The 17,060-nt window shown below is 62.0% G+C and carries 17 protein-coding genes and 1 other RNA gene; 10 read left to right on the forward strand and 8 right to left on the reverse strand.

What is annotated here, in order from left to right:
• Nucleotides 1–5: 5 nt before the first annotated feature.
• From RAM60_RS01495 to RAM60_RS01520, 6 genes are all read right to left on the reverse strand, one after another.
• Nucleotides 6–923 (reverse strand): cation diffusion facilitator family transporter, encoded by a 918-nt coding sequence (locus RAM60_RS01495; RefSeq protein ID WP_369025873.1) that lies wholly within the window; start codon nt 921–923, stop codon nt 6–8.
• A gap of 224 nt (nt 924–1,147) precedes the next feature.
• Entirely contained in the window at nt 1,148–2,032 is an 885-nt protein-coding gene (locus RAM60_RS01500; RefSeq protein WP_369025872.1) for a phosphotransferase, read from the reverse strand.
• Nucleotides 2,025–2,708 carry a monofunctional biosynthetic peptidoglycan transglycosylase gene (gene mtgA / locus RAM60_RS01505; protein ID WP_369025871.1) on the reverse strand — a complete coding sequence of 228 codons (684 nt, stop codon included), beginning with the start codon at nt 2,706–2,708 and terminating at the stop codon, nt 2,025–2,027. The genes RAM60_RS01500 and mtgA overlap by 8 nt, the downstream gene beginning before the upstream one ends.
• Nucleotides 2,709–2,779: 71 nt before the next feature.
• On the reverse strand, nt 2,780–4,291 hold the full coding sequence (locus tag RAM60_RS01510) for a M28 family peptidase (RefSeq protein WP_369025870.1): 1,512 nt from the start codon (nt 4,289–4,291) through the stop codon (nt 2,780–2,782).
• Nucleotides 4,292–4,374: 83 nt separating this feature from the next.
• A complete protein-coding gene (rpoH, locus tag RAM60_RS01515; RefSeq protein WP_369026161.1) occupies nt 4,375–5,262 on the reverse strand; it encodes an RNA polymerase sigma factor RpoH in 888 nt (295 codons plus the stop codon).
• Nucleotides 5,263–5,403: 141 nt separating this feature from the next.
• A complete protein-coding gene (locus RAM60_RS01520; protein ID WP_369025869.1) occupies nt 5,404–6,348 on the reverse strand; it encodes an RluA family pseudouridine synthase in 945 nt (314 codons plus the stop codon).
• Nucleotides 6,349–6,364: 16 nt separating this feature from the next.
• Between RAM60_RS01520 and RAM60_RS01525 the strand changes: the two genes are divergently transcribed.
• From RAM60_RS01525 to rnpB, 6 genes are all read left to right on the forward strand, one after another.
• Nucleotides 6,365–6,760, forward strand: a complete 396-nt coding sequence (locus RAM60_RS01525) for a M67 family metallopeptidase (RefSeq protein ID WP_369025868.1) — start codon at nt 6,365–6,367, stop codon at nt 6,758–6,760.
• 35 nt (nt 6,761–6,795) lie between these two features.
• On the forward strand, nt 6,796–7,455 hold the full coding sequence (locus RAM60_RS01530) for a histidine phosphotransferase family protein (RefSeq protein ID WP_369025867.1): 660 nt from the start codon (nt 6,796–6,798) through the stop codon (nt 7,453–7,455).
• A gap of 68 nt (nt 7,456–7,523) precedes the next feature.
• Nucleotides 7,524–8,159: an N-acetylmuramoyl-L-alanine amidase gene (locus RAM60_RS01535; protein ID WP_369026160.1), complete on the forward strand. Its 636-nt coding sequence runs from the start codon at nt 7,524–7,526 to the stop codon at nt 8,157–8,159.
• Between the two features lie 313 nt (nt 8,160–8,472).
• The gene (locus RAM60_RS01540; RefSeq protein WP_369025866.1) at nt 8,473–9,360 is read left to right on the forward strand and encodes an OmpA family protein; all 888 of its coding nucleotides are present in this window, start codon (nt 8,473–8,475) and stop codon (nt 9,358–9,360) included.
• A 176-nt stretch (nt 9,361–9,536) separates the two neighbouring features.
• Nucleotides 9,537–10,256, forward strand: a complete 720-nt coding sequence (aqpZ, locus tag RAM60_RS01545) for an aquaporin Z (RefSeq protein WP_369025865.1) — start codon at nt 9,537–9,539, stop codon at nt 10,254–10,256.
• A gap of 56 nt (nt 10,257–10,312) precedes the next feature.
• Nucleotides 10,313–10,706, forward strand: an RNA gene (gene rnpB / locus RAM60_RS01550) — RNase P RNA component class A.
• A 19-nt stretch (nt 10,707–10,725) separates the two neighbouring features.
• Here the strand turns inward: rnpB and RAM60_RS01555 are convergent.
• Nucleotides 10,726–11,529 (reverse strand): metallophosphoesterase family protein, encoded by an 804-nt coding sequence (locus tag RAM60_RS01555; protein ID WP_369025864.1) that lies wholly within the window; start codon nt 11,527–11,529, stop codon nt 10,726–10,728.
• 260 nt (nt 11,530–11,789) lie between these two features.
• Here RAM60_RS01555 and RAM60_RS01560 point away from each other — a divergent pair, with 260 nt between their 5' ends.
• The gene (locus RAM60_RS01560) at nt 11,790–12,545 is read left to right on the forward strand and encodes a TorF family putative porin (protein WP_369025863.1); all 756 of its coding nucleotides are present in this window, start codon (nt 11,790–11,792) and stop codon (nt 12,543–12,545) included.
• A gap of 212 nt (nt 12,546–12,757) precedes the next feature.
• Nucleotides 12,758–13,195, forward strand: a complete 438-nt coding sequence (locus tag RAM60_RS01565) for a VOC family protein (protein ID WP_369026159.1) — start codon at nt 12,758–12,760, stop codon at nt 13,193–13,195.
• Between the two features lie 3 nt (nt 13,196–13,198).
• Here the strand turns inward: RAM60_RS01565 and nhaA are convergent, their stop codons facing one another.
• Entirely contained in the window at nt 13,199–14,416 is a 1,218-nt protein-coding gene (gene nhaA / locus RAM60_RS01570) for a Na+/H+ antiporter NhaA (RefSeq protein WP_369025862.1), read from the reverse strand.
• Nucleotides 14,417–14,520: 104 nt separating this feature from the next.
• Here nhaA and RAM60_RS01575 point away from each other — a divergent pair, with 104 nt between their 5' ends.
• Together RAM60_RS01575 and RAM60_RS01580 are read left to right on the forward strand one after the other, a co-directional pair.
• Complete coding sequence (locus RAM60_RS01575; protein WP_369025861.1) at nt 14,521–15,915, forward strand: glycosyl transferase family protein; 1,395 nt, start codon at nt 14,521–14,523, stop codon at nt 15,913–15,915.
• Complete coding sequence (locus tag RAM60_RS01580; RefSeq protein ID WP_369025860.1) at nt 15,912–17,027, forward strand: hypothetical protein; 1,116 nt, start codon at nt 15,912–15,914, stop codon at nt 17,025–17,027. Before RAM60_RS01575 ends, RAM60_RS01580 begins: the two co-directional genes overlap by 4 nt.
• Nucleotides 17,028–17,060: the final 33 nt, after the last annotated feature.

The raw sequence follows: 17,060 nt of genomic DNA on the forward strand, positions 1-17,060 counted from the left end.
CCTCCCTAGCAGCCGAGCGCGCAACCCCTCGTCGTTTCGACCTGGATCGTGGCATGCCCGATGCGGTGATGATGCTCCAACTCGTGCTGGATGTCGCGAAGGAATTTGTCGCCCGGATGACCATCGGGCATCACCAGATGCGCGGTTAGAGCGGTCTCCGTGGTGCTCATTGGCCAGATATGCAGGTCATGCACCGCGTGTACTCCCGGTAGACCGGCAAGATAGGCGCGGACCTGTTTTTCCGAAATTCCCTTGGGAACGGCGAGCAGGCTCATCGCCACGCTATCCTTCAGCAGTCCCCATGCGCCCCATGCGATCACGGCCACGATCAAGAGGCTGACGAGCGGGTCGATCCAGTGCGCGCCGGTAATGATGATGGCTATGCCCGCAATGACCACGCCAAGGCTCACCAGTGCATCCGCAGCCATGTGAAGGAATGCGCCGCGGATATTGAGGTCGTCGTGCCGCCCCTTGAGGAAGAGCAGGGCCGTGCCGGTATTGATCAGGATGCCGATCCCAGCGACGATTGCCATGGTCTTGCCCTGCACGACGGCAGGCTCGGCAATCCGGTGCAAGGTTTCGAACAGGATGGCGCCGATGGCGACCAGCAGCAGCCCAGCATTGGCGAGCGCCGCCAGTATCGTCGAGCTCTTGAAGCCGTAGGTAAACCGCTCCGAGGGAGGGCGCTTTGCCGCTACGCTGGCGCCCCAGGCGAGCAGGAGGCTTAGTACGTCGGAGAGATTGTGCCCGGCATCCGCGATCAGGGCCATCGACCCCGCGATCCAGCCGTATCCGGCCTCGATCACGACAAAGGCGGTATTGAGTATGATCCCGATCAGGAATGCGCGACCGAAGTCAGCCGGTGCATGTGCATGGCCATGACCATGTTGGTGGTCGTGGTCGTGTGAATGCCCCTGTCCCATCCGGTTCGACTTTTCCCCTTTGGCGCGACCCGCAGTCGGACCTAGCGCTAAACGATGATGACCGACAAGAAAAACATGCAAAAACAATTAGATATAGAATATCATTATGTGGCATGTTATAACATTATACGAATTGGTCCAGAGGCATTTGTCGCCTGACGTGAAATGGAACTCGGACGAACGATGGACTGCGTAGCGGATGCCGGCATGGGATTGACCGGAGCTCAGAAATTGGCGCCGAGAACCTCTTTCACGACAACTTCGGGGTCGCGATGGCCGGGAGGCAGTATCGAATGGCCGGACATGACCAGGACCGCCTTCCACAAGGCCCACCCGGCTGCTCGCATCGCCAATGAGGGATCCCTGGAGGGCATGCCCTTGAGAAATGTCTCACGCAGCCCTTTGTCGAAGCCTAGCCAGGCAATGGCCCAGTCGCAGGCTGGATCGCCTATCGCCGCAAGCCCGAAGTCGATGACCCCGCCGATCCCACTGCCGGTAGCGATAAGGTTTGCGGGCGCGATATCGCCATGCACAAATGCCTCTCGCGGCGGAGCACCTGCGCTGTTCGCCCGGCTCCAGAACTCACGGACGGCATTGCCCACAGCCGGCTGCAGCCCTTCCGATGCACTTTCAAAGCTGCTGTCGAGGGAGGCCAGACCGGCGCCGCGCCAGAAATTCCCGGCAGACGGGTATTCGCACCCGTCACTGGAGACTTTCGAGAGTGCTGCCAAGAGATCAGCCAGTTGCACGGCATGGATCTCGGTAGGTCGCGAAAGATTCGCCAGAGTCTCGCCATCGAGCCATTCGACGATGAGGAAGGGATAGGGAAATACTTCGCAGGCCGTTCCCACGGCGTGAACGCAAGGAACCGGAATTGGCAATTGGGACCTCAAGGTCCGTAGAGCCTTCGCTTCGCGCAGTGGCTGGGAAGCGTAGCGTGCATCTCGGGGAAATTTGGCGACCAAGTGTTCGCCTACACGAAAGACCGCGTGATCCCAACCTCCCGGAACCACCGGTGAGACGGGCAAGGCTGAAAGCTCGGGAAACTGGTCCGAAATCACCTGCGCAGCCTCGCGGTACCCGATCGGGCTACGCGAGGATTCAGTCATAGATGCAGTTGTCCAGCCCGTCGCGCCGGACGACGCCCACCCGCGCAGCTATGGTATTGCCGTGGCGGCGGAGCCAGCCTCCCGGGTTCTTGACCGAGCGCTCCTTGGGAAGGGGGAGGGCAACTGCCATGCGCGCGGCTTCGGTCGGGCTCAGGCTGGCAGCGGACTTGCCGAAATAGCGCTGCGCACCGGCCTCCACCCCATAGGTGGCGAGTCCCGTCTCCGCGACGTTGAGATAGACCTCCATGATCCGCCGCTTGCCCCAGATCTGTTCGATCAGCACGGTGAACCACGCTTCGAGCCCTTTGCGGAAGTAGCCGCCACCCTGCCACAGGAAGACGTTCTTGGCGGTCTGCTGGCTGATCGTAGAGCCCCCGCGGATCCTCCCGCCCTGAGCATTCATTGCCGCGGCCTTGGCAATCGCCTCGGTGTCGAACCCGTCATGGCTGCAGAACTTGCCGTCTTCAGCCGCAATTACAGCGCGGACCATGTTGCGGTCGATGTTGCTGAGCGATTCCCAGTCCTTGGTGACACCGCCGCGATCCCATACTTCGCCATCCAGTATCATGGTGGCGGTAACCGGTACCGGAACGAACTTGAACAGCAGGACGAGGGCGAGGCTTATGGCGACGAAACCCACCATGGCCTTGAACAGGAAACGGACCAGCCAGCGCATCGCGTGCATCTAGCCACCGGCGACTATCGACGCAATCTGGACGACACCGTTCTCCGATGGCTGTCGTTGCTCTACCGACCGGCGTATTGGGCGCGGATCGGACTGCCCTCGTGCCACTTCGGGGCATCGGGCGCGTTTGCCACATTCTCCGCCAGCTCGAGCCAGAACTCGTTGAAGGTCTGCGCCGCCTTCCAGTCCATCAACTGGGCGGGATCATCCTGCGGCTTGTGATAGCCGGTGCGATACCAATGGCGGTAGATGCGCTCGCTCTCGCTTCCCGGTTCAAAGCCGAAGGTGAAATTGAGGAAGGGGATGCCGGCCTCCATGAACGGGCGGTGGTCGGTCCGCAGGATAAGGCGCCTTTCCGGCTCGGGATCGTCCTGCAACACGAAGCCATGCTTGGCTGCAAGCAGCGCCGCCTGATCGCCCAGTGTGCTGTCGGTCCGGCCATGCGTAGTCAGCCGTTCGAGCGGGAATATCGGCCGTAACTGGTCGAGGTTGAGCACACCTGCGATCCTGTCCATCGGCCATGTCGGATGGGCGGCGAACCAGCGCGAACCGTGAAGACCGAGCTCTTCGCCGGTCCACACACCGATGATGACCGGTCGCCTCATGGGCTTGCCGCGATGCGCCTCGGCAAACTTGATCAGCAGCGCCACATAGGCCGCATCGTCGAGAGTGCCGTTGTAGAGCGGATCGCCATCTACCGCATGACCGAAGCCGTAGCCGTCGAGATGCGCGCCCAGCAGGATTGCCTGGTCCGCGAGCGCAGGATCGGATCCCGGCAGGTAACCTATGACGTTGGGCGTGCTGTACTGGCTACTGCGCAACACTGTCGTCAACCGCGCCGTGCCGCCATCGAAAGACGGGAGCGGCTGACCAGTCGACCCCTTGGTGATTAGGCCCGCGGCATCATGTCCGGGAACGAGTTTCTCCAGCGCATCCGCATTGAGAAGAATGGAAACAAAATCGTCGGCGACCGGGAGTTCGCCGGGCTGCGCGACGACCTTGTTGTAGGCAAAGGGCCAGCGGGGCGGCTCGATCACGAAGCCCGGGTCGGCGATCTGGATGACGCCTTGCGCACCGGCGGCACGCACAGCCTGTTCGCGCTCCGCATCGCCCGGCAGGCCGGTGCGGTTGGCATTGTGGCAGATGACCATCTTGCCAGCGACATCGCCAAGGTCCTGCGCCGCGCAGTAGCCGCGGTAGACGAGCGAATATACCTTGTCAGACGGCACACCGGGTTGGGGGCGGACGACGAAATCGTCGAGATGGGACAATGTGCCACCATCTGCTCTCAGCGTCGCGAACGATACAGCGAGTTCTTCGAGAGGCACCCGTTGATACCAGCTGCCATCGGTCCCGAGCGGCTTGAAGCCAGCCTCGGCCAGCTTGTGGGCCACGAGTACCGCGGCTCTCTCGTGCCCGGGCGTGCCCGATGCGCGCCCTTCATAGGCGTCGCCTGAAATTTCGCTGGCCAGGTCCCACCAGGCCCGCGTGGCCGGATCGCCTGCCTCACCATGATGGTTGGCTGTGAGGGCGACCAGGGCCGCCGATGCGAGCAGCAGTTTTGCCTTGTTCAAACGAAATCTCCCCCGATCATGCCTGACCGGGGGAGACTGAAGTGTTTGCGGACTATGTCAATCGCACCGACTTGGCAGGCGCGTCACGCCATGCCGGGCAGGAGCCTCTCGCCAGCGATGCGCTGCATTGCCTTCTGGAGCTTCTCGAAGGCACGAACTTCGATCTGGCGGATGCGTTCGCGGCTGACGTCATAGACCTGCGAGAGTTCCTCGAGCGTCTGCGGATTGTCCGTCAGGCGACGCTCGGTGAGAATGTGCTTTTCGCGCTCGTTGAGGCTTTCCATCGCTTCGACGAGCATTTCGTGGCGCACTTCTGCTTCCTCGGCATCGGCGACGGTCTCGTCCTGCAGCGGACGATCGTCGGTCAGCCAGTCCTGCCACTCGCCCGAGCCTTCCTCGCCGTTGCGCATGGAAACGTTGAGCGAACCGTCACCGCCCATCATCATGCGACGGTTCATGTTCACGACTTCCTGCTCGGGTACGCCGAGGTCGGTCGCGATCTTGGTCACGTCGTCCGGGTGAAGGTCGGTATCCTCGTAGGCATCGAGGTTCTTCTTCATCCGGCGAAGGTTGAAGAAGAGCTTCTTCTGAGCCGCGGTGGTGCCCATCTTCACGAGGCTCCAGGACCGCAGGATGTATTCCTGGATCGAAGCCTTAATCCACCACATGGCATAGGTGGCGAGACGGAAGCCGCGGTCGGCTTCGAACTTCTTGACGCCCTGCATCAGGCCGACGTTGCCTTCGGAAATGAGATCCGAGACGGGCAGGCCGTAGCCCCGATAGCCCATGGCGATCTTGGCCACGAGTCGCAGGTGCGACGTGACAAGCTGCGCCGCAGCTTCGGGGTCGTCATGTTCCTCGTAGCGCTTCGCGAGCATGTATTCTTGCTCAGCGGTCAGCACCGGAAACTTCTTGATTTCTGAGAGATAGCGGTTGAGGCTTTGCTCACCGCCGAGCGCCGGAACGCTCATGGATCGTGCGTTGCTCACTAATACCCTGACCTTTCTTTCGTCGACCACATTTGCCGGACCCCAGATGGGCATCCGGTCTTTCGGGCCACTCGGTTACTTATAGCTGGACGCGGCCGAAAATGCACCTGCGTTTCGTCGATTTCAACGAGCGGTTTCGTCGATAAGTTCCCGCATATCCGGGGGCAATTCGGCGCAGAAATCCAAGCTTTCACCGCTGATAGGATGTATGAATCCCAGTCTCGCCGCGTGAAGGGCCTGGCGCTTGAAGTCGAGGCTTTCGAGAAGCGCCCGAAGGGGCTTGGGAGTGCGTCCATAGACAGGGTCTCCCAATAGCGGATGACCGATTGACGCACAGTGAACGCGGACCTGGTGCGTGCGCCCGGTTTCGAGGCGACATTCGATCAACGCGGCATTGTTCAGGGGCTTCAGGGTCTCGTAGTGGGTGACGGCACGCTTCCCGCGGCTGGAATCATCCGGGAGGACCGCCATCTTCTTGCGATCCTTGTCGGAGCGGCCGATCCGGCCCGAGATGGTGCCCCAGGGCGGATTGGGGTGGCCGGCGCAAACGGCGAGGTACCGGCGGGTGATCGAATGGTCGGCGAACTGCTTTGCCAGCCCCTCGTGTGCCGCGTCCGACTTTGCCACCACCAATAGACCCGATGTGTCCTTGTCGATCCTGTGCACTATCCCAGGGCGCGCGATACCGTTGATGCCGGACAGCCTGCCCGCGCAATGGTGGAGCAGGGCGTTGACCAGCGTACCGTCGGGATTTCCGGCTGCGGGGTGCACGACCATCCCGGCCGGCTTGTTGACGACGACGAGGTGGTCGTCTTCGAACACGATATCGAGCGGAATGTCCTGCGGTTCGGCGGCAAGCGGCTCGGGTGGGGGGAGAGCGATCGAAAACCGAGTGCCCTCGGCAACCTTGGCCGACGCGCTCGTCGCAACATGCTTGCCGACGGTGACTGCTGCATCGGCAATCAGCGCCTTCACCCGTTCGCGCGACAGGCCAGTAGCCTCCGCCAGCGCCTTGTCCAGCCTGCCTGCCGTTCCCAGAGTTCCGGTGATGATTTCCGCCTCGGCCATGCTAGGGCCATGCGCGATGGCACTCGAAGTCTCAAGCGCGGTGATCGATGTCCTGCTGGAACAGGCGCGATCTGCCCATCCGCAAGAGTGTTGCGGAATCCTCTTCGGGGCGGCTGGGCGAATCCTTCAAGCCGCACCGGCGAGAAACGTGCACTTGCTTCCCGAGAGCCATTTCGAGATCGATCCGCAGGCGTTGGTCGATGCGCATCGCGCTGCGCGCAGCGGTGGGTCACAGGTCGCCGGCTTCTATCATTCCCATCCTAACGGATTGGCAGAGCCGTCACGAACCGATCGGGAGATGGCGGCACGCGACGGGATGATCTGGGCCATCGTCGCGGCGGGACGAGTCTGTTTCTGGCGTTCGGGGGATGCGGGTTTCGAACCGCTTCCCTATGTGACGACGCACCGCTAAGACACCTCACGCAATCTTCAGTACCCAGGAACACGATGGACGACCGCCAATCGATCGACCTTGCCGCGATGCTCTGTTCGCGCCTTTGCCATGACATGCTGAGCCCCGTCGGGGCGCTATCCAACGGCCTTGAACTGCTGGCGGTCGAAACCGACCCTGACATGCGTGCCAATGTGATGCAGCTGCTCGAACAGAGCGCGCAGATCAGCACCAACAAGCTGAAGTTCTTCCGCCTGGCCTTCGGGGCCGCGGGCGGCTTTGGCGAGCGCGTCGACATCGAAGAGCCCAAGTCATTGATCGAGGCGCTGGCCGCGGACAAGAACGGCATCACGATCCACTGGGCCCTCGCCCAACCCAACCTCGCCAAGCCGGCGGTCAAGGTGCTGCTGAACTTCGCCCAGATCGCAATCGATGCACTGGTTCGTGGCGGTACGCTCGATATCGGGGCGGAAGTGCGTAATGGGGCCTGCGAGATCGTGGTTCGCGCCTCGGGTCCCAAGATCGCCTTCGACGAGACCATCGGCAAGGCACTCGACGGGTCGCTCGACCGCTCGGAACTTTCCAGCCGGACAGCTGCCGCTCACATGATCTCTCTCCTCGCCGAGGGTTCGGGTGGCGGGCTGCAGTATGCGAAGACCGACGATGCGCTGGTGCTGGGTGCGGTCCTGCCCGAAAGCGGAGACCTGATCGGGTGAGCACCGACGAGCTGGTCCACCAGGAGCGGCTGTCGCCCAATTTCGACGAGCGCGCGCTGCCCGTCGATATGGTCATTCTTCATTACACCGAGATGCTCGGCCCCGAGGCCGCGCTCGAGCGCATGTGCGACCCCGACGCCAAGGTCTCCGCGCATTACCTGATAGCTGAAGACGGCACCGTCACGCGGCTCGTGCCCGAGGACAAACGTGCCTGGCATGCCGGCGTTTCATACTGGCGCGGGAAGAGGGACATCAACTCGGCCAGCATCGGGATCGAACTCGACCATCCCGGCCATCTTCACGGCTACCGCGATTTCAGCGAGGCCCAGTTCGAGTCTCTGGTACCTCTGCTGGCGCGGATCTTGAAGACGCACGACATTCCGCGTGCCAACGTCATCGGACACTCCGACATAGCGCCGCAGCGCAAGATCGATCCGGGCGAACTTTTCCCGTGGGAGCGACTGGCGGAATACGGCCTTTGCCTTCCGCGACCAAAGATCGAACTGGGCGATCCCTTTGACAACGATGGCGCCTTCTACCTCGCTCTGGAACGGTTCGGATACGACATAACCGACGGGCACAAGGCCGTCGAAGCGTTCCAGCGTCGCTGGCGGCCACACAAGATCGACGGCGAAATCGACGGCGAGGTGCGCGCGATCCTGTTCCAGTTACTCGTCGATCGCGATCGCGGAGCGCACCGCTAGGCGCGATTCGCGCCCGGGTGATATCGCGTCATTGGGCACAAGTTGACCCTCGACCACGCGCACAGACATCAACGGTTCGCCGCAGGACTCACTCTTGCCATCCCGAGCCACGTGGCGGTTCGGAACTGTTCATTTATGAGACAGGTTCAGATTAACACGCGGCCAGCCGAGCCGAGAAAACGGCAATCCGCCACTTGCCTCGCGCAGGTTAGTTCGGGGGTTTTTACACCGGGTCAGCCTCGCTGGGGGAGGTGGCCTGCCAGTCCGGTCCGGGCGCAGCGCGCCGGCTGGTGACGATTGAAGGAGTAGAAGTATGAGTTTCGTTTCCAAGAGCCCCAAGGCTCTTCTCGTAATCGCCGCCATGGCGCTTCCGATGACCGGTAGCCTTTCGGCTCAGGACATGGACACCTCTGCCGACGGCGAAGTCCTGACCACCGTTTACGGCGCCACGCCGACCGACCTCAAGGAAATGCCTGCCGGTCCCGAAATCGAAGGCATCATCACCGCCCGCAAGGGTGAGAAGATGCAGGTCACCTCGACCGACGGCACCAACACCGTGCTGACGATCAGCGACGCGACCGAAATTCGCGGCCAGGGTGGCTTCCTTGGCATGAACAAGAACAAGCTGGGCAAGGATGCCCTGCTCAACGGTCTCCCGGTCACTGTCGACACCGTCCAGTGGGGCGGTCGCGGCCTGATCGCCAGCAAGGTCGCGCTCAAGAGCAAGGACCTCAAGACCGCGCAGATGATCAAGCAGGGCACCGCCCAGGGCTTCGCCGAGCAGACCGCTGCTACCGAAGCGTTGCGCAGCCGCGTTGCCGACATCGACCAATACAACGTGAAGGGCGTGACCAACGTCTATTTCGACACCGCGAAGTACAACCTGTCCGACCAGGCCCGTAACGACCTGTGTGCCGCCGCCAGCCAGGCGAACGGCATGGACAACGCGCTGCTCCTGGTGGTCGGATACACCGACTCGACCGGCGACTACGAGTTCAACCAGGAACTCAGCGAAAAGCGCGCCAGCCGCGTCGTGAACTACCTGCAGCAGGCCTGCGGCTGGAAGCCGTACCGCATGCTGACCCCGACCGGCATGGCCGAAGCCGACCCGGCTGCTGACAACAGCACCGAAGAAGGTAAGGCGCAGAACCGCCGTGTCGCGGTGAACATCCTCGTCAGCAAGGGCCTCGACGGCCTCTAAGACAGGACTGACAGATTGAAGCGGGGCGGGCGGCACAAGTCGTCCGCCCCGTTTTCTTTGGCATCTTGCGAACAGCAGGCGGGGCACTGACTTATCCCCAGCCCTACTGGCCAATCAATCGGGCTAGGGAATATAACTCGTGGCGGGTCGCTGCTTCCTGAAGGGAGGGAGTTGCCATGACACGCAAGTTGTTTGCAGAGTTCTTCGGTACGTTCTGGCTTGTCTTCGGTGGTTGCGGATCGGCAGTATTGGCCGCAGGTTTTCCCGAATTGGGTATCGGCTTCGTCGGAGTTTCGATGGCCTTTGGCCTGACGGTCCTGACAATGGCCTATGCTGTCGGAGGGATTTCCGGTGGGCACTTCAACCCTGCGGTTTCGCTGGGTCTTGCAGTGGGCGGAAGGTTCTCCTGGAACGAATTGATCCCGTATTGGGCTGCCCAGGTCATCGGGGCGTTCTGCGCCGCGGGGACTCTTTTCGTGATCGCCTCAGGTGTGGCCGACTGGACGCCGGGCGGCTTCGCATCGAACGGCTATGGAGAGCTGTCGCCTGGAGGCTTCTCGATGCAGTCGGCCTTCCTGATCGAGATGGTCCTGACCGGCATGTTCCTGATCATCATCCTGGGCTCGACATCGGCGAAGGTACCGGGTGGCTTTGCGCCGATATCGATCGGCCTCGCGCTGACCCTGATCCACCTCATCTCGATTCCCGTGACCAATACCTCGGTCAACCCGGCGCGATCGACGAGTGTCGCGTTCTATGCAGAGACGGGTGCGGTGCCCCAGCTGTGGCTCTTCTGGGTTGCCCCCCTGCTTGGTGCGGCGATCGGAGCCGCAATCTGGCGTTACGTAATTGCTCCTGAGGAATCGCTGCAAGGCATCGGCGGCGAGGGAGAATAGGTCGCATTCGCGGGGCGGCTAGGCAGTCGTCCCGCGAATGACTATATGCCGCTACGCCAGGGGGCCGGGCAGCCGCGCGTTTTAGGACGCGAGGAAAGTCCGGGCTCCACGAAACGAGGGTGGCGGGTAACGCCCGCCGGATGCAAGTCCAGGGAAAGTGCCACAGAGAGCATACCGCCGATGGCCTCTTCGGAGGATCAGGCAAGGGTGAAAGGGTGCGGTAAGAGCGCACCGGGGTTCTGGTAACAGCGCCCGCATGGCAAACCCCACCCGGAGCAAGGCCGAATAGGGGCGGCGCGCGAAAGCAGGGGTGTTTCACCCCAGTCGCCCGGGTTGGCTGCTCGAGCCATGGAGCAATCCATGGCCCAGACGAATGGCTGCCGCCGCGCGGCTGATGCCTTGAGCAGATCGCGTGCGGAACAGAACCCGGCTTACAGGCCCCCTGGCACTACTATTCAGAGAGATATGGTCAGCCGAGTGCGGCTGCAGACGTCGTTATCGTTCCGTCCGTTTCGACAGCTTGCAGCGCCCGACGCGTTTCCCCTTCGAGAACAAGGGCCGTCAGGCGGCCGGTGCGAAATGCGCCGGTATCGATGCCGATGCGGTGGTCGGTACGTTCGATTTCCTCGAAGATCGTATGACCGTGCACGACTACGTGGCTGAAGGGTTCGGTGTGCTTGAGGAAGCGTTCGCGGATCCAGCGCAAGTCTCCCTTCTTCTGGTCCTCGAGCGAACGCTTGGGATTCAGGCCGGCATGGACGAACACATAATCGCCCGCGATGATCATGTCCTCGAATCCCGCCAGGAACTCGCGGTGATGGTCGGGAACGAGATCAGGAAGCTGGCCCTGTAATTCCCTGATCGTAAGCTCGTTGTAGTGCTTGCGCTTGATGCCGTAGCTGAGGATCGTTTCGCGCCCACCATGCTTCACGAAATGGCGGAGCATTTCGCGATCCTCGAAGCTTTCGAGGAACATCTCCTCGTGATTGCCGGCAATGCAGCGCAATTTGCGGGTCTGTCCCCAGTCCCGTGCACGCTCGATAACCCCGGCACTTTCGGGACCGCGGTCGATCAGGTCGCCCAGCAGGACCACCGTGGTCTGCGCGACCGGTTGCGCCGCATCGTCCGACTCGATCGCCTCGATGAGCGCATCGAACAGGTCGAGGCGCCCATGGATGTCGCCGATCACATAGTACCGCTCGCCCTCCGGAACGCGCGATATGCGGCGTTCGGGGGTGCGTTCCTTGAAGAGTTGGCGAAGTGATCGAAGCATCGGGTTTGGATTGGGCGTACTCGGGGGAGACGGGAGATAGGCGCTATCGTTCCAAGCCACAACTTGCGCTGAACGCCCCTGTGGAAGGCGTTGCGGAAAAATCACAGCTTTTGTGCAACTGCGAAAAGATATCGCTCCATATCTTGCGCAGCGCACGCGTGCCGTGCACAAAAACACTCGTATCTGCACGAGGAACCGAAACAAACCGGTCCCGGCGGATTCGCAGGTGGGACGAAGCGACACTCGTACAGGAGTTTAATATGCTGACGTCCTTTCGCGGCTTTTGTGCCGTATCGCTCGCCTCGGCGGGCCTGTTCCTCGCATCGCCGGCTCTGGCGCAGGACGAAGAGGCTGCGGACAGCGGCCCCGTCACGCTTTCGGCCAATGCAGCGCTGACCACCGACTATCGTTTCCGCGGCGTTTCGCTGTCAGGCGGAGATCCGGCCATCCAGGGCGGTTTCGACGTCGCCCACGAAAGTGGCTTCTATGTCGGAACCTGGGCTTCGTCGATCGACGGCGGCGATGCTTATGGCCAGATGGAACTCGACATCTATGGCGGCTGGAGTGGGCAGCTTACCGATGCGGTAAGCGTAGATGTCGGGGCGGTATATTACATCTACCCGACCGAGGACATCGGCGCAGATGTCGACTATTACGAACTCCTCGGCTCGCTGGGCTTCACGCTCGGACCGGCAGAGGCGACCGTCGGGGTCGGCTATTCGCCCAAGCAGGATTCGCTCGGTGGCGACGATAACCTCTATCTCTACACCGACCTCGGTGTCGGCATTCCGAGCACTCCGCTGACCCTGACCGGCCACATTGGCTACACCGATGGTGCGCTTGCTCCGCCGCTGCTGGCCGGTGACGCCGACGATACCGGGATCGACTGGTCCCTCGGTGTCTCGGCGTCGTCAGGTAATTTCGAACTCGGCGTCAGCTACATGGGCGTCGATGGCACCTCGATCGACGGCTTTACCGACGACACCGTGGTCGCAACGCTCACCGCAAGCTTCTGATTTAACCCGTGGGGGGACGGGGGCGGGCTTCGGTCCGCCCCCTTTTTCATGTCGGATGCGGAACGCCCTGGTCAAATCCCTTCCGCCGGGCGCCAGATCTCTTGCCAATTGCTGGTGCGCAGGCACTGTCGCGTCGACCGTGCATTGATGTATCGAAGATCTCGCAACCGGCGACGCCGGGTGGTTGATGCACGAACATGGAGAAGCGACGCGTGACGAAATACCTCCACACGATGATCCGGGTGGCAGATCCCGATGCCACGGTGGATTTCTTCAAGCTTATCGGTCTGGAGGAGGTTCGCAGGTTCGATAGCGAGCAGGGGCGGTTCACGCTGATTTTCCTGGCACCGCCCGGGCAGGAAGGGATCGCCGAGGTGGAGCTGACCTACAACTGGCCGCCCGAAGATGGTGGCGAGGGGGAGCAGTATTCGGGCGGACGCAATTTCGGCCATCTCGCCTATCGGGTCGATAATATCTACGAGACCTGTCAGCGCTTGATGGATGCGGGTGTGACCATCAACCGCCCGCCGCGCGACGGACACATGGCCTTTGTAAGGACCCCCGATGGCATTTCCATCGAACTGCTGCAGGAAGGCTATCTCGAACCGCAGGAGCCCTGGGCGAGCATGGAGAACACCGGCAGCTGGTAGGGCTCAGTCGACGTAGGGGTTCTTCGGATCGTCGGGATGCGTCGTCGTCATACGGAGAATGGCGTATCCTACCAGTGCCGAGACCAACGAACCCAGCAGAGTGCCGATCTTCGCTTCATCGATCAGCTCACGCGAACCGGGGAATGCAAGTTCGCCGATGAAGAGCGACATGGTGAAGCCGATCCCGCACAGGATCGAGACACCCCAGACTTCGGGCCAGGTGGACTGGTCCGGGCGAAGCGCGAAGCGGGTTTTTTCCGCAGCATAGATTGCGGCGAAGATGCCCACCTGCTTGCCCAGGAACAGGCCGGCGGCGATCGCAATGGGTAGCGGAGCCAGGACGCCCTCGATCCCCATGCCGCCCAAATCCACGCCTGCATTGGCGAAACCAAACACGGGAACGATCAGATATGCGCTCCATGGTGCAAGTGCGTGCTCCATCCGCTCGACCATGGTGTCGTCGTCCTTGCCGACCATCGGGATGGTGAGCGCTGCCAAGACACCTGCAATTGTCGCGTGGACGCCGGAATTGAGGACGAAATACCAAAGTACGACAGCCATCGCGATGAAGGGCCAGAAGCGCGTTACCTTCATCCGGTTCATCACAAACATCAGGGCGACGACTGCGGCGGCAGCTGCGAGGTAGCCGAGCTTGAGATTGGCGGTGTAGAAAACCGCGATCACCAGGACTGCGCCGATGTCGTCGACAATGGCGACGGTCAGGAGGAAGAGCCGCAGCGAAGCGGGGACCCGATTGCCGAGCAGGCCAAGCACGCCCATCGCAAAGGCGATATCGGTCGCAGCCGGGATCGCCCATCCGCGCATGAGCTCGGCATCACCCGCGCCGCTGACGAAGAAGACATAGATCGCTGCGGGAACGGCCATTCCGGCGATCGCCGCCAGGACCGGCAGCTTGCGCTGCGCATTGGTCGACAACTGGCCTTCGATCCATTCGCGCTTCACCTCGAGCCCGACGACGAAGAAGAAAACCGCCATGAGCGCGTCGTTAATCCACAGGTGCAGCGTGTTGAGCTTGAACAGTTCGGGCGCGAACAGGGCCCCATGGAATAGCGAGTGGTATGCTTCGCGCAGAGGCGAGTTCGCGGCCAGCATAGCCGCCATCGCAACGAGAATGAGGAGTATCCCGGCCGAGGCATCGCTCACGAAAAGAGCGCGGACGGGAGCAAAGACGATGCGGAGTGCTGAAGGTCGTTCGGTCATCGCGGCCCGCTTTTGAGGAAAGAGCCTCGACTTGCAAGTCCAACACAGGGCGTTGCCACTCAACTGTCGCATCGCTACAAGTCCGGGACAGGGGGATCAGGGTCGTGGATTTCTACCAAATATCTGGAGAGCAATGGTATTTGCTCTTCCACAGGGAGCTTCTGCTGTTCACGGCGGCTTTCTTCGCCGTGGGCGTAGTCGACGAGTTTGCGCTCGATCTCAGCTATCTCTGGATGCGCATCACGGGGCGGATTTCGACGCCGCACATCAGAACCGAAAGCCTGCCGCAAAGGCTGCTGGCTGGCGACGCGGCAATCTTCATCCCTGCTTGGCAGGAATCGTCTGTCATCGGCCCGACGATTGCTCACCTGCTGGCGAGCTGGGGGCACGACAATCTCCGGCTCTACGTCGGTTGCTATCGCAATGATCCGCTGACCATCGCTTCGGTCGTCGCATCGGCTCGAGGCGATAATCGCGTCAGGCTGGTAATCCACGGCGAAGACGGCCCGACCAGCAAGGCCGACTGCCTCAACCGCCTCTACCGTGCCTTGTGCGATGACGAGGCGCGGTATGGACGCGAGGCGCGCATGGTGGTCCTGCACGACGCCGAGGACATGGTAGACCCGGCGGCACTCGCCTTGCTCGATCTCTCGCTGTGGCGTGCGGATTTCGTACAATTACCGGTTATGGCCCTGCCGCAGAGCAATTCGCGCTTCATCGGCAGCCACTATTCCGACGAATTTGCCGAAGCACATGCCAAGTCGCTGGTCGTGCGCGATGCATTGGGAGCCGCAATTCCCGGAGCAGGGGTCGGGTGTGCCGTTGCGAGGAAGATTTTGGCCCGCATGGGACCAGAGCCCTTTGCACGACAGTCGCTGACGGAGGACTACGAGCTTGGCCTCAAGATCGCCGCGCTGGGCGGGAAGGGCCGTTTCCTGAGGGCGCGGGCTTCGGATGGTCGCCTCATTGCGACGAGGGCCTTCTTTCCCTCGCGCCTCGATGTCGCGGTGCGGCAGAAAACCCGGTGGATGCATGGTATCGCGCTGCAAGGGTGGGATCGCCTCGGGTGGCGCGGTACCTGGGTAGATCTGTGGATGCAGATGCGTGACAGGCGCGGACCTTTGGCGGCGATACTTCTTGCGTCAGCTTATCTGCTGATTGCAATCACCGCTGCGGGGTGGCTTGCGTCGGGTCTGGGGATTGTTGCCCCCTCCGAATATTCGCCGCTCCTAGGATTTCTCCTCCTCATCAACGTGCTGGGGCTTGCCGCCCGTTCACTGTCCCGCGCCGTTTTCACTGCACGCGAGTTCGGGTGGCGACAAGGCTTGCTGGCAATCCCCCGCGTCGTGGTATCCAATATTATTTCGATTATGGCCGGGCGCCGCGCGCTCGGCGCATATATCAAGACACTTCGCGGTGGCCCGGTAACCTGGGACAAGACGGATCACAGCGATCATCCGGCCATGGTGCCCTGGCGCGAACTGGTCCGGGTCGCATGATGGACGTGAAAGATAGCGGGAGGGGGCAACCTATCCTCTTCCTCGGCCTTCTGCTCGCCAGCTGGGTGCTGCTGCGGATCGTTACCTGGCAAACACCCTGGATCCCCTTGAATGAGGCGAGAGAGGCGGTTCGCATGACCGCCACGGTATCCACCAGCCTGCCGGAAGGGGCGAGTGGTCGATTGGCCGATCCGGTCGACAACTCACAACGGCTGCCGTCGATTGAGCGGGCTCCAATCACTTCCCCAGAATGGTCCGCGATGCTGCGGGACGGGTCCGACGATGATGCCTCGGAATACGAGAAACATTTCGTGCCGGGTGCTCATGCGTCCGGCCACAACCTGCTCTGGTTGTCGGCCATGGCCGGATTGCCCATGCCCCGTGAAGTGAGTGCACTGCTCCAACGCGAGCGCTCCGACAGAGCAACGAACAATTCGCAACCGATGTTACCGGGCCAGCAACGATCCGAGCGCCGCTGGCACGCCGATGCGTGGCTATTGCTGAGACAAGGCGCAACGTCCGACGTGGCCCTAGTCGACAGGCCTTCAAGCTATGGGGGAAGCCAGGCCGGGGCGGTTTTTTCATTCCGGCTTGATCCGGGAAGTCACCGCGAACCGCAAGTCTACGCCCGTGTCACCAAGGCTTTGGTGCGCGACGGCGAAAGCGAATTGGCCTCGGGTCTCGGGTTCCGTCCGCTCCGTTCCCTGCCGATCAAGGCGCACGCAGAGCTTCGCGCGACCCGTCGCGGAGATGACACCGAGATCAGACCGGCGGCTTTCGTCGCCGGTGGTGTCGATGACGCCCCCCTGCCGCTGGGTCTCGCTGCCAGCGGTTATGCCCAGGCTGGTGTCGTCGGTGGGCGGTTCGGCACTGCATTCGCCGACGGCGCCTTGCAGGTCGCCCGCTCGGGCGAGCGTCAGGTGGATGTGGCTCTTGGGGCGTGGGGCGGCGCGCAGCGTGGTTCCGCGAGGCTGGATGTCGGTCCGTCATTGCAGCTCAATCTCAAGCTTGGTGGTGCGCCCACCACCTTGTCCGCCGACTACAGGATGCGGGTTGCGGGGGATGCCCAGCCCGGTTCAGGCGCTGCCCTGACGATTATTAGCGGATTCTAATAAACGCGGCTCTTCCAACCGGCACGCTGGTGA

The organism is Qipengyuania sp. RANM35, from assembly GCF_041021145.2.
Classification (GTDB): domain Bacteria; phylum Pseudomonadota; class Alphaproteobacteria; order Sphingomonadales; family Sphingomonadaceae; genus Qipengyuania; species Qipengyuania soli.